11 protein-coding genes and 1 pseudogene are annotated in these 12,018 nt (G+C 65.5%); 1 reads left to right on the plus strand and 11 read right to left on the minus strand.

Going from position 1 to position 12,018, the window contains the following annotated elements:
- Nucleotides 1–544 precede the first annotated feature (544 nt).
- From gcvH to nudE, 8 genes are all read right to left on the minus strand, one after another.
- Nucleotides 545–940 carry a glycine cleavage system protein GcvH gene (gene gcvH, locus ARC78_RS14815; protein ID WP_054659516.1) on the minus strand — a complete coding sequence of 132 codons (396 nt, stop codon included), beginning with the start codon at nt 938–940 and terminating at the stop codon, nt 545–547.
- An 86-nt stretch (nt 941–1,026) separates the two neighbouring features.
- Complete coding sequence (gcvT, locus tag ARC78_RS14820; protein ID WP_054659514.1) at nt 1,027–2,133, minus strand: glycine cleavage system aminomethyltransferase GcvT; 1,107 nt, start codon at nt 2,131–2,133, stop codon at nt 1,027–1,029.
- Nucleotides 2,134–2,222: 89 nt separating this feature from the next.
- On the minus strand, nt 2,223–2,654 hold the full coding sequence (locus tag ARC78_RS14825) for an NfeD family protein (RefSeq protein ID WP_054659512.1): 432 nt from the start codon (nt 2,652–2,654) through the stop codon (nt 2,223–2,225).
- A 3-nt stretch (nt 2,655–2,657) separates the two neighbouring features.
- Nucleotides 2,658–3,626 (minus strand): SPFH domain-containing protein, encoded by a 969-nt coding sequence (locus ARC78_RS14830; RefSeq protein WP_054659510.1) that lies wholly within the window; start codon nt 3,624–3,626, stop codon nt 2,658–2,660.
- A 361-nt stretch (nt 3,627–3,987) separates the two neighbouring features.
- A complete protein-coding gene (locus ARC78_RS14835; protein WP_054659508.1) occupies nt 3,988–4,311 on the minus strand; it encodes a YnfA family protein in 324 nt (107 codons plus the stop codon).
- Entirely contained in the window at nt 4,308–5,126 is an 819-nt protein-coding gene (mazG, locus tag ARC78_RS14840) for a nucleoside triphosphate pyrophosphohydrolase (protein WP_057506556.1), read from the minus strand. The genes ARC78_RS14835 and mazG overlap by 4 nt, the downstream gene beginning before the upstream one ends.
- A gap of 77 nt (nt 5,127–5,203) precedes the next feature.
- On the minus strand, nt 5,204–6,010 hold the full coding sequence (gene cysQ, locus ARC78_RS14845) for a 3'(2'),5'-bisphosphate nucleotidase CysQ (RefSeq protein WP_057506557.1): 807 nt from the start codon (nt 6,008–6,010) through the stop codon (nt 5,204–5,206).
- On the minus strand, nt 6,007–6,555 hold the full coding sequence (gene nudE, locus ARC78_RS14850) for an ADP compounds hydrolase NudE (protein ID WP_054660702.1): 549 nt from the start codon (nt 6,553–6,555) through the stop codon (nt 6,007–6,009). The genes cysQ and nudE overlap by 4 nt, the downstream gene beginning before the upstream one ends.
- 127 nt (nt 6,556–6,682) lie before the next feature.
- On the opposite strand from nudE, the gene ARC78_RS14855 reads away from it, so the two are divergent.
- Nucleotides 6,683–7,417, plus strand: a complete 735-nt coding sequence (locus ARC78_RS14855) for a 16S rRNA (uracil(1498)-N(3))-methyltransferase (protein WP_057506558.1) — start codon at nt 6,683–6,685, stop codon at nt 7,415–7,417.
- Nucleotides 7,418–7,428: 11 nt separating this feature from the next.
- On the opposite strand, the gene ARC78_RS14860 is transcribed toward ARC78_RS14855, so the two are convergent.
- The 3 genes and pseudogenes from ARC78_RS14860 to ARC78_RS14870 form a co-directional block, all read right to left on the minus strand.
- A complete protein-coding gene (locus ARC78_RS14860) occupies nt 7,429–7,902 on the minus strand; it encodes a chemotaxis protein CheW (protein ID WP_054660630.1) in 474 nt (157 codons plus the stop codon).
- Between the two features lie 29 nt (nt 7,903–7,931).
- Complete coding sequence (locus tag ARC78_RS14865) at nt 7,932–9,326, minus strand: chemotaxis protein CheB (RefSeq protein WP_425480569.1); 1,395 nt, start codon at nt 9,324–9,326, stop codon at nt 7,932–7,934.
- Nucleotides 9,286–11,709, minus strand: a pseudogene (locus ARC78_RS14870) (hybrid sensor histidine kinase/response regulator); the annotation flags it as partial. The gene ARC78_RS14865 and the pseudogene ARC78_RS14870, both read right to left, overlap by 41 nt.
- Between the last annotated feature and the right edge of the window lie 309 nt (nt 11,710–12,018).

The following is a 12,018-nucleotide window of genomic DNA, read 5'->3' on the forward strand; positions in this document are numbered from 1 at the left end:
TACGCGCTTGAGCGCCTCGATGATCTGGCTGTCGGTGAATCGGGACTTCTTCATGGTAGAAATTTTCCTTCGAAAACTTCTACTTCTCACTGCGCTGGTTTTGCGGGGGGATTACCCGCCACCGCACGTCCAAGGCGTGTTGCGGAAAAACAGCGGAAAAACCGCACTATTTGTGCACCGGTACGCTTGTGCACGCACGGCTGCGCAGCACTTTGGCATCCAACACCCGGCCATTTCCGCCACGGCATTGCAGCGCGATACGGATCTGGAAAAAAATCATCGCCTGACAATTTTTTACCCGCAGCACCAACGAACTGCGCAAAAATTTCGCGCTCGCGGCACGTCATCTTCGTGCCATCGCATGCCAGCCACCTCCGATCACTACCGCGTTGCCGGCGGCTGCAGACACGTTGCATCGGCACGCAAAATGATCGTGGATGCCGCGCCAAGTGCGCCATGCCATCACGCCGCAATGACATCCACGCCTTGGAAAAAGACAACGGCCGCTCAAGGCGGCCGTTGTCGCGTCAGCCTGGCAACACGATCAGTGCGCGTCGTCTTCCAGCAGCTCGGCGTACTCGTCCGGACCCAGCAGGTCGTTCAACTGTTCCGGCTCGGACATCTCGACCACGAACAGCCAGCCGTCACCGTAGGCATCTTCGTTGATGGTTTCCGGCTTGTCGGCCAGGGCTTCGTTGACTTCGACAACGGTGCCCGACACCGGGCTGTACACGTCCGACGCGGCCTTGACCGACTCCACCACCGCCGCGCCGGCACCCACCGTGACGGTGTCACCGACAGCCGGAAGTTCGACGTAGACCAGATCACCCAGCAAACCCTGGGCGTGATCGGAAATGCCGACGGTAACGCGGCCGTTGCCTTCAACGCGGGCCCACTCGTGGGACTTGAGGAATTTGAGGTCGCCTGGGATCTCGCTCATGGAACTGCTCCGAAAAAAACGGTGGTCGGGATGAAGCGCTAGTTTAACGGACCGGGCACGGGTAACCGTCGACCGGTCCGGGTGAATCACAGATTGATACCGGCCTGCGGCTGGCCGTCACGCACGAACGGGAACTTCACCTGCCGCACCGGCACTTCCTTGCCGCGGATATCCACGCGCACGTCGCCCGGCGCACCGGCGGGGACACGGGCAAAGGCGATCGCCTTGCCGAGCGTCGGCGAGAACGTGCCGGAAAGGATCTCGCCCTCGCCCTGGGCGGTGAGCACTTTCTGGCCGTGGCGCAACACGCCCTTGTCGTCCATCACCAGGCCGATCATCTGCCGTGCGTTGCCGGCGGCCTTCTGCGCTTCCAGCGCCGGACGACCGATGAACTCGCGCCCCTCGTCCAGCGACACCGTCCAGCCCAGCGCCGCTTCGAACGGGGTGACGGTCTCGTCCATGTCCTGGCCGTACAGATTCATGCCCGCTTCCAGCCGCAGCGTGTCGCGCGCGCCCAGACCGGCCGGCTTCACCCCGGCGGCCAGCAGCGCGTTCCAGAACCCCACCACCGCCGTCTGCGGCAGCAGCACTTCGTAACCGTCTTCGCCGGTGTAACCGGTGCGGGCAACGAACAGCTCAACGCCATCGACCGCACGGACATCCAGCGCGGCAAAGCGGGCCAGCTTGTCCAGCGCGGCACGATCGAATTCAGCGATCAGGCCGGCGGTCAGCGCGCGGGCCTGCGGGCCCTGCACGGCGATGATGGCCAGGTCTTCGCGCTCGATGACTTCGACCCCGAACGCCGCGGCATGCTGGCCGATCCACGCCAGATCCTTCTCGCGGGTCGAGGCGTTGACCACCATGCGGAAGAAATCCTCACCGAGCAGGTACACGATCAGGTCGTCGATCACACCGCCCTGCGCGTTGAGCATGCACGAGTACAGTGCCTTGCCGTTGACCTTGAGCTTGTCGATCGAGTTGGCCAGCAGCTGGCGCAGGAATTCACGCGTGCGCGCGCCCTTCAGATCGACCACGGTCATGTGGCTGACGTCGAACATGCCGGCGGCAGTGCGCACCAGGTGGTGTTCGTCGATCTGTGAACCATAGTGGATCGGCATGTCCCAGCCGCCGAAGTCGACCATCTTGGCGCCAAGCGAGCGGTGGGTTTCGTTGAGCAGGGTCTTCTGGATCATGGCCGTTCCGCGGAAAAGGGGCCGCCATTATCCCAGATGGTTACGCTTAAAACCTGCGGCACCGCCACACCACCGTGCCGCAGGCCGGCTCACGCCGGCTGCACTTTGAGGGTCATGCCATCCACGGCCACCACCCGCACGGCACTGCCCGCCGGAAGATCAACGCCGGCCACCACCCAGAACGCATCATCGATCTTGGCCCGGCCGACGCCATTGGCGATGCCCTGCTCCAGCGTCACCACCCGCCCGATCAGCTGTTCGGCGCGCCGGTTGAGCAGCGGCTGATCGCTCTGCCGGTCGCGCTTGCGGAACCAGGTGCGATAGATCTGGATCGACACAAAGCTGAGCACCACAAACAGGATCACCTGCGCCAGCACCGTCATGCCCTCAACGGCCCACACCAGCAGGAACACCACCGTGGCGGCAACGCCCATCCACAGCATGAACGCACCCGGCGCCAGCGCTTCGGCGGCAAACAGCGCCACCGACAACGAAGCCCATATCACCACTTCCCAGCGCATGGCTCAGCGCCCCAGCGGCGGCGGATTGCCGCGTGCGGCAGGCTTGCCCTCGTTCTGCTTGGCGAACGCCTCCCTGGCCAGTTCGGCGACACCGGCAATGGAGCTGATCACACCGGTGGCTTCCATCGGCATCAGCACCAGCTTCTGGTTGGGCGAGCTGGCCAGCTCCTTGAATGCCTCCACATATTTCTGCGCGATGAAGTAGTTGATCGCCTGCACATCGCCCTGTGCGATCGCTTCGGACACCATCGCGGTGGCCTTGGCTTCGGCCTCGGCCGAACGCTCGCGTGCTTCGGCATCGCGGAACGCGGCTTCTTTGCGGCCCTCGGCTTCCAGCACGGCGGCCTGTTTCTGGCCTTCGGCGCGCAGGATCTCCGACTGCCGTATGCCTTCGGCTTCCAGCACTGCCGCACGCTTGTTCTGCTCGGCCATCTTCTGCTGCTGCATCGACTGAACCAGGTTGGTCGGCGGCTGGATATCCTTGATCTCGATGCGGGTGACCTTCACCCCCCACGGATTGGTGGCGTGGTCGACCACATTCAGCAGTTTGGCGTTGATGGTCTCGCGCTGGCTCAGCGATTCGTCCAGGTCCATCGAGCCGATCACGGTGCGGATGTTGGTCTGCACCAGGGCGATCATCGCCACTTCCAGATTGGCCACTTCATAGGCCGCCTTGGCCGCATCCAGCACCTGGAAAAACACCACGCCATCCACGCGCACCACCGCATTGTCCTTGGTGATGACGTCCTGGCTGGGCACATCCAGCACCTGCTCCATCATGTTCACCTTGCGGCCCACGCCGTAGACGATGGGAATCAGGAAATGCAGGCCCGGGGTCATCGTATGGGTGTATTTGCCGAAGCGCTCCACCGTCCACTCATAGCCCTGCGGAACCATCCGCACCGTCTTGAACAGCACGATGATGCCCGCCACCGCCACCACCAACGCCAGAAAACCCGCACCGCTCCCCATCTGCCCACTCCTTGTGACGATCCAGTGCCGAGTATAGCCAGCCGCCGGGGCTCACAAAGGCAGGCGATCTTGCAGGATGTCGACCAACATCCCGCGGACCGTGAATAGAAGAGCGCACTGCATGTCGCCGGACGGTTGTTTCCAAAAAACACGTATCCGGTCCGGGCGGAGCCGTAACCGGCAGACCAGCCCGGCGATGCCCCATCCCCATGCTGCTGCCAGAGCGTCATGAACCGGTACGCCAGCACGCCCCGCTGCCCGCAAAATGCACTCGCCGCCGGGCAGGGGTGCGGTGTGGATCCAAACAGTCGGGAGGAAGCCGGGCAAGGCGGCCCCCCGCCCATGCACCAGAACAGGGAGTTCAGTGGCTGCGCGGGGCGAACATGATCACCGCCATGCCCAGCAGGCACAGTCCGCCACCGAGCAGATCCCAGCGGGTGGGCCGGACCGAATCCACCAGCCACAGCCACAACAGCGCCATGCACACATACACCCCTCCATAGGCGGCATAGACGCGGCCGCTGGCCGTGGGGTGCAGCGTCAGCAACCAGGCGAACAACGCCAGACTGGCGGTAGCGGGCAGCAGCAACCAGGGACTTCCCTGCTTGCGCAGCCACAACCATGGCAGATAACAGCCGGCAATCTCGGCCAAGGCGGTCAGCAGGAACAGCGCCAGCGTTTTCAACGCACTGTCCCTTTCTCCTGCTGTTTGACCGCCTGCCACAGCGCTTCCTGCTGCGGCAGATCCAGCGCCCGCATGCCGCCTTGGACGGCGGCCAGGGCTTCCATCGCACGGAACCGGCGCTCGAACTTGAGGTTCGCCAACCGCAGCGCGGTACCCACATCGACCTGGGCATGACGGGCGAGGTTGACGCAGACGAACAACATGTCGCCGAGCTCCTCCTGCAGCCGCTCATGGTTGTCGGCACCACGGGCGGCGGCATCGAACTCGGCCTGCACCTCATCGACCTCCTCACGCAGCTTGTCGATCACCGGCGCAGGGCCTGGCCAATCGAAACCGGTGCGGGCGGCGCGCTTCTGCAGCTTGACGGCGCGCTGCCATTCCGGGAGTCCGCGCGAAATACCGGCCAGGGCCGAGTCGTCCAGTTCGCCCTTGGCCACACGCTCGCTGCGCTTGATCTCGTCCCAGTTGGCCAGCACCGCGTCGGCATCGGCAGCCTGGGCATCGCCAAAGATATGCGGATGCCGGCGCACCATCTTCGCGCTGATCGCCGCCACCACATCGCCGAAATCGAACGCCCCCCGCTCGCTGGCCATCTGCGCATGGAACACCACCTGCAGCAGCAGATCGCCCAGCTCGTCTTTCAGGTCGACCAGATCGTTGCGATCGATCGCATCGGCGACTTCATAGGCCTCTTCCACCGTATACGGCGCGATGCTGGCGAAGTCCTGCTCCAGATCCCACGGGCAGCCGTTCTGCGGGTCACGCAGGCGCGCCATGATCTGCAGCAGCGACTGGATATCGTTCATGTCGGACATGTATGCAGCACCTTCATTGCGGATGCGCCGGCAACTGCCGGCGCGGGATTTCTGGCAGGAGCCCCGGGTTCAGGCCGTCACAGCCCGGCCACCCAGTCCCGCCACGGCAACGCCGCATCCCCCAGCGCGACAAAATCGCCATTGAGCAGGCGCGGGCGCTGGTTGTAGAGGAACGGCTCGCCGCTGTCGGCCGCCAGCAGCACGCCACCAGCCGCCTCCAGCACGCATTGACCGGCGGCGGTGTCCCATTCGCTGGTCGGCCCCAGTCGCGGATACACGTCCAACGTGCCCTCGGCGATGCGGCAGAATTTCAACGACGAGCCCTGCGCGACCAGTTCGATCTCGCCCATCCGCGCCAGAAGCGTCTCGGTGCGTGCGCTGCGGTGCGAGCGGCTGGCCGCCACGCGCAGCGGCAGCGCCGGCGGCATCCGGGTGGTGATCCGCTCCTGCTGCGCACCCGCGCGTCGATACGCCTTGCCACCGCGCTCGCCATGCCAGACCACCCCCGTGACCGGCGCCTGCACCACGCCGAAGACCGGCAGGCCGTCGTCGATCAAGGCGATGTTGACGCTGAATTCACCGTTGCGCTTGATGAACTCGCGGGTGCCATCCAGCGGATCCACCAGCCAGTAGCGCTGCCAGCTGCGCCGGGTTTCCCACGGCAGCTGGGCGGATTCCTCCGAGAGCACCGGAATGTCCGGACTCAACTGCGACAAGCCTTGCACGATCAGCCGGTGCGCGGCCAGGTCGGCGCTGGTGACCGGGCTGTCATCGGCCTTGTGTTCAATGTCGAAACCGTTGGCGTAGACCTGCAGGATCGCCGCTCCGGCGCGATGGGCGATGTCGATCACCGCTTCCCGCACATCTGCCTGCAACGGCCTCATCGCGCTCGCCCCAGCCACTCGCGGGCAATGAACAACGCCGCCAGCGAGCGGCCTTCGGAAAAATCCTCGCGCAGCATCAACTGATCCAGCTCGGCCAGTTTCCAGGGCACCACTTCCAGCTCCTCCGGCTCATCACCGATCAGGCGTTCGGGGTACAGATCGCGCGCCAGCACCAGCCAGGACTGGTGACTCATATACGTAGGCGCCAGGGTCAGCATGCGCAGCACGTCCAGTTGGCGGGCACCATAACCGGCCTCTTCCTTGAGCTCGCGGTCGGCCGCTTCGATCGCGCTTTCGCCTTCATCGATGCGCCCCTTGACCAGGCCAAGTTCATAGCGATGCAGGCCTGCGGCGTATTCACGCACCAGCAGCACGGTGTCCTCATCCAGCATGGGGACCACCACCACGGCGCCATGTCCATGGCCCACCAGGCGCTGGAAATGGCGGCGCTCGCCGTTGGAGAACTCCAGATCCAGCTGTTCCTGCTGGAATGGCCCGATGTTTTCCGAGGTCACCTTGTGGATGACAGGCAGACGCCGGCTCATGCGCCACTCCGGGCAACAGCGCAACGGGCCGACGATAGAATGCGCGGGGGCGATGAGGTTTTCATGAGCCCGAAATGCTAGCAGACCCGGCCGCACTGACGTGTGCCACTACCCGCGAGACCTCCGCATGCGCCTGACCCGCTGCCCGATCGACCTTCCACTCCACACCGGACAAACACTCTCCCTGCCTGAAGAAACCGCCAACCACCTGGTGCGGGTGATGCGGCTGCGCGAAGGTGACCGCTGCGTGCTGTTCAATGGCGACGGTCATGACTATGCCGCCACCCTGGCCACGGTGGGCAAGCGCGATGCGCAGGTCCATATCGATGACGCCCAGCCGCTGGACAACGAATCGCCACTGGCCATCACCCTGCTGCAGGGCATCGCCCGTGGCGAGAAGATGGATCTGATCCTGCAGAAGGCGACCGAACTGGGCGTGAGCGCGATCATCCCGGTCAACGCCGAGCGCACCGAGGTCAAACTCGATGCCGCCCGTGCTGAAAAGCGGCTGGCACATTGGCGCAGCGTGGTCGGCTCGGCCTGCGGTCAATCCGGCCGCGCACGGATCCCGGCGCTCACACCGCCGCAATCCCTGGCGGTCGCCGTCGATACGCTGCCGGCCGACACGCTACGGCTGACGCTGGATCCGCTCGGCGCGCACCGCCTGGCTTCGTTGTCGCAGGCGCCGGCCAACGGTGTGGTGATCGCTATTGGTCCGGAAGGCGGCTGGTCGCCACGCGACCGCCAGCAGCTGCAGGAGGCCGGCTTCCAGGGGCTGCAGCTGGGGCCGCGCATTCTGCGCACCGAAACCGCCGGTCTGGCGGCCATTGCCGCGCTGCAGGCGCGGCTGGGTGATCTCTGAGCGAAGAGGACTCAGGCCGCAGCGGACAGGGCGGCGATCACCGCCGCCTCGATCGCATCCAGATCGGGCAGCAGCGCGCTCTGCTCGCCCAGCAACACACGCATATGCACGCCCTGCGGCAGGCTCTCCTCGGAGGCGTCGGCCAACAGGCCATCACGCGGCACCGCGATCAGCTGCGGGAACGACTGGGTCAGCAGCGCGAAATAGGGCATGTCCGCATTGCCGCCAAGCGCCTTGAGCACCACCACCTTGTTGTTGCCGGAGACCTGCTCTTGGCCATGTCCGCTGAAGCGGGCGTAGGACAGCAGCGGCACGTTCCAGCCATGCCAGGCAATCTGGCCGACCAGCCACTCCGGGACATCGGGAATCGGCTCGACCGAGACGCGCGACATCATCTCCGCGACCGTGGCATTGGGCAACAGCACGCGCTCGGCACCGGCCTGGATCAGGACGCCGCGTACTTCATCGTTGCTTGCATAACTCATCGTCTGTTCCTTGATCGAAGCGGTGCGGACTATTGCGCGCAACGCGTGGCAAGTTCGCCTGCCAGATATTCCGGATCACCGCCGGGCATGCCCGCCACCACCAGCTGGCTGGCGGCTTCCGGGTCATAGCAACCGTCACCGGTCTGGCCTGCGGCCCAACCGCCCTGCGCGGCGAATGCCAGCACCTCGGGCACCAGCGCCGGATCGGCACCACTGAGCATCACCACCGCGCTGTCTGCCACCGGCAGGGCCGTGATCAACTGCGCGGACGCCTCCACAAAACGCAGACCGGCGCCGTCCGGCTCCAGTCCGACAGCATCGGCCAGCACGTACACATTTCCCGCTTCAGCCGGCTGTCCAGGGACTGCAAGCAACACCGGCAGCGCCGTGACCCGCGCCATCTGCTTGACCAGATTCGCGTAACGTCCCCCATCCAGACGCATCTGCACCAGCACCGGGCGGGCGAAGTCTTCCGGCAACCCGCTCAACAGGCGCCGTACCGCATCGGGACCACCAATACCTGCCAGCACCAGCACCGGGCCACCAGCGGACTCGCCCGACTCGGGTTCCAGCTCCACCAGCGACAACGAGCTCGACAGCAGGCTGGCAATGGAGGGGTTCTCGGCCGCAGCCGCTTCCACCGGCGCCGCCGGGGCGACATAGGCATCGTCCTCCAGCAACGACCAGCTGCTGTAGCTGCCTGCAGCAGCCGCGGTACCTGCGGGCACCTGCGTGTCCACCATTCCCTGTGGCGGATCCTCGAGCGGCGGCAACGGCGGGGGCAACGGTCCGGTTTCCTGGGCCGTGGCCGCTGGGGACTCCTCGGCCTGTGCCTTGGCCATCAACTCTTCAAAGCTCATGACCTCCGGCGGCTGACGTTCCTCTGCAGGGGCGAAATACAGGCCATCGGCAGGCACCGTGTCTGCCGCTTCGAACGCTTCGTCGAGATGGAACTGCAGCGGGGCATCGACGTGCAGTTCAGCCGGTCTCACCGGCATGCCGGGCTCCGGCTGCAAGGCGGCATCGTCTTCCGGGCCGGGCGGCAAGACGTTGCCGTGCCCCTGCAACTTGGCGGCAAGATGCCGGATCCAACGCTGCGATTCCCAGCCCTCGCGCCGGGCGATGATCTCAGCCTCTTCGAACATCAGCGTATAGCGCGGTGACTCCAGCACGGCATCCAGCCGTTCGAGCGCATCCTCGACCGCAGGCTCCAACGCCACCAGCACCACCTCGGTTGCCGAGGCATCCAGTGCCGCGGCATCCAGCGTGTTGGGATCATCCTCCAGCACCACCTGGCCGCCAGCGGCGGCCACCGCATCGCGCAGGCGGTCACGGGCCGCGCCCTCGCGGGCCAGCAGAGCCACCGGCCGAGCGCCGTTGTTGTCACTCGCGAACACGGGCAATCCCCAGCAGGTCATAGACATTGCGCATCAGATCCAGCTCCTGGTAAGGCTTGCCGAGATAGCGCTGCACGCCGATCTCGAACGCACGCTGACGGTGCTTGTCACCACTGCGCGAGGTGATCATCACAATCGGCACACTCTTGTAGCGCTCGTCGGCACGCATCGCGGTCGCCAGTTCGTAGCCATCCATACGCGGCATTTCGATATCCAGCAGCATCAGGTCCGGCACGCGCTCTTCCAGCAGCTCCAGCGCCTCGACACCATCGCGCGCGGCAACCACGTCGAAGTTGTTGCGTTCCAGCACACGGCTGGTGACCTTGCGCATGGTCAGCGAATCGTCGACCACCATCACCAGCGGCACATGACGCTGGCCCTGGGTTGCGACCACCTGCACCACGGCCTGCGGCTGGGTGATATAGCGACGCACTAGCGGTGCGACGTCCAGGATCACCACCACGTTGCCTTCGCCGGTGATCGTCGCGCCGTAGATACCCGGCACCGATGCGATCTGCAGGCCAACCGGCTTGACGACGATTTCGCGGTTGCCGAGCACCTGGTCGATCGCCACGGCCGCACGCAGATCACCGGCGCGCACCAGCAGCAGCGGAATCTGTGGCTGCCCTTCGGCCTTGGCCGCGGCCTGTCCGACCAGCGTACCCAGGTCGTAGAGCGTGAAGTCCTCACCGTTGTAGTGGTAACGGCTCTCACCGGACTCGAAGCGCTCGCGCGAAATCCGGCCAATACCGCTGACCGAGGCAACCGGCACCGCGAAGGTGGTTTCGCCGATACGCACGAACACGGCCTGGGTGACGGCAAGCGTCTGCGGCAGGCGCAGCGTGAACGTCACGCCCTGACCACGCACCGAACGGATGTCCACCGAGCCACCGAGCTGGCGGACTTCATTGCGTACCACATCCATACCGACGCCACGGCCGGCCAGCTGGCTGACCTGCTCGCTGGTACTGAAGCCCGAGGCGAAGATCAGCCCGTCTAGCTGCCCATCGTCAATATGTTCGCCGGCGACCAGCAGACCACGCTGCTCGGCGCGGCGGCGAATGGCCTCCCGATCCAGACCGGCGCCATCATCGGCCACTTCCAGCACGATTTCCGAGCCTTCGCGACGCAGGCGCAAGGTGATCTGGCCCTCTTCCGGCTTGCCGGCGGCCACACGCTGCTCCGGCGATTCCAGCCCATGGGCCACCGAGTTGCGCAGCATGTGCTCCAGCGGCGCGACCATGCGATCGAGCACGTTGCGATCCAGCTCGCCGTGGGTACCGTCCAGGCTCAGATGCACCTGCTTGCCGATATCCTGCGCCGCCTGACGCACCACGCGGCGCAGGCGCGGCACCAGACCATCGAACGGCACCATGCGCGCACGCATCAGGCCATCCTGCAGCTCGGAACTGACACGCGACTGCTGTTGCAGCAGCGAATCGTAATTGCGTGACAGATCGTCCAGCACGCCCTGCAGGCCGCCCAAGTCGGCGGCCGATTCGTTCAGCGCGCGGCTGAGCTGCTGCAGCGTCGAGAAACGATCCAGCTCGAGCGGGTCGAACGTGTGATCGGCCTGCTCCTGCTCACGACGGTAACGCGCCACGATCTGCGCTTCGGTTTCCAGATCCAGACGGCGCAACTGATCGCGCAGACGGGCGTTGGTGCGATCGAGCTCGGCCATGGCCCCGCGGAATGCGCCCAGCTGCTGTTCCAGACGCGAGCGGTAGATCGCCACTTCGCCCGCGTGGTTGACCAGGCGGTCCAGCAGATCGGCGCGGACACGCACCTGTTCCTGGCCACGCGAAGCGCCCTCCTCTTCGGCAACCTGCTGTTCGAACAGCGGCGCGGACAGCGGCTCGGCGGCGATGCCGGTATCGGCCACCGGCTGCGGCTCCAGCGGCTCCTCCAGCGCGGGCACCACCTGCGAGACAACCTCGTCCTGCACGGATGCCGGGCCATCGCTGGCCGGCACTGGCTCGCCCACCCACGCAGCCGGAGCGTCCGCACGGCCCTGGGTACGCGCATCGAAGGCCTGGATCAGATCAAACGGCATCTGCACCGCACGGTGTTCGCCGGTGCGGATCAACAACTGGTGTAGACGGTCGAAGCCACGTTCCAGCAGCTGCACGTCGCCACGGGTGATCTCGGTACGGTTGGCCGCGACCGCTTCCAGCAGCGACTCGATGCCATGGCCCAGATCACCGATGGCGTTGATACCGGCCATCCGCGCGCCGCCCTTGAGGGTGTGCAGGTCGCGCTGCAATCCCGCCAACAGTTCCCGGTCCTCGGGCGAGGCACGCAGCGCGCTGATCAGGCCATCGCAGTGGTCAAGCAGATCCTTGCCTTCCTCGACGAAGATATCGACCAGTTCGCGATCCAGATCATTGAAGTCCAGCGGACCGGCATCGATAGAAGCCGGCGCACTGCTGGTCCTTGGCGATACAGCCTCTTCCAGCGGCGCGGTGAGCGGTGCCAGAACAACCGGCGCTTCGGCTTCGGCTTCGGCTTCGGCTTCGGCTTCGGCTTCGGCTTCGGCTTCGGCTTCGGCTTCGGCTTCGGCTTCGGCTTCGGCTTCCTCATCCGCCTCCGCCGCCACCTACTCCTCCACCTCCTCCTCGCCCTCCGCCTCGTCCACGGCATCCGCCGGCAGCGCATCCACCTCCGTCGGCTCGGCCAACTCCGCCTCTGCAGCCGCCCCACCCTCATTCACATCAACCAC

Source organism: Stenotrophomonas pictorum JCM 9942 (assembly GCF_001431585.1).
GTDB classification, from domain to species: domain Bacteria; phylum Pseudomonadota; class Gammaproteobacteria; order Xanthomonadales; family Xanthomonadaceae; genus Stenotrophomonas; species Stenotrophomonas pictorum.

Coding starts and splice junctions, on each gene's coding strand:
- gcvH (WP_054659516.1), bottom strand. CDS start 940: ATGAGCGAGATCCCAGGCGACCTCAAATTCCTCAAGTCCCACGAGTGG.
- gcvT (WP_054659514.1), bottom strand. CDS start 2,133: ATGATCCAGAAGACCCTGCTCAACGAAACCCACCGCTCGCTTGGCGCC.
- ARC78_RS14825 (WP_054659512.1), bottom strand. CDS start 2,654: ATGCGCTGGGAAGTGGTGATATGGGCTTCGTTGTCGGTGGCGCTGTTT.
- ARC78_RS14830 (WP_054659510.1), bottom strand. CDS start 3,626: ATGGGGAGCGGTGCGGGTTTTCTGGCGTTGGTGGTGGCGGTGGCGGGC.
- mazG (WP_057506556.1), bottom strand. CDS start 5,126: ATGTCCGACATGAACGATATCCAGTCGCTGCTGCAGATCATGGCGCGC.
- cysQ (WP_057506557.1), bottom strand. CDS start 6,010: ATGAGGCCGTTGCAGGCAGATGTGCGGGAAGCGGTGATCGACATCGCC.
- nudE (WP_054660702.1), bottom strand. CDS start 6,555: ATGAGCCGGCGTCTGCCTGTCATCCACAAGGTGACCTCGGAAAACATC.
- ARC78_RS14855 (WP_057506558.1), top strand. CDS start 6,683: ATGCGCCTGACCCGCTGCCCGATCGACCTTCCACTCCACACCGGACAA.
- ARC78_RS14860 (WP_054660630.1), bottom strand. CDS start 7,902: ATGAGTTATGCAAGCAACGATGAAGTACGCGGCGTCCTGATCCAGGCC.
- ARC78_RS14865 (WP_425480569.1), bottom strand. CDS start 9,326: ATGTCTATGACCTGCTGGGGATTGCCCGTGTTCGCGAGTGACAACAAC.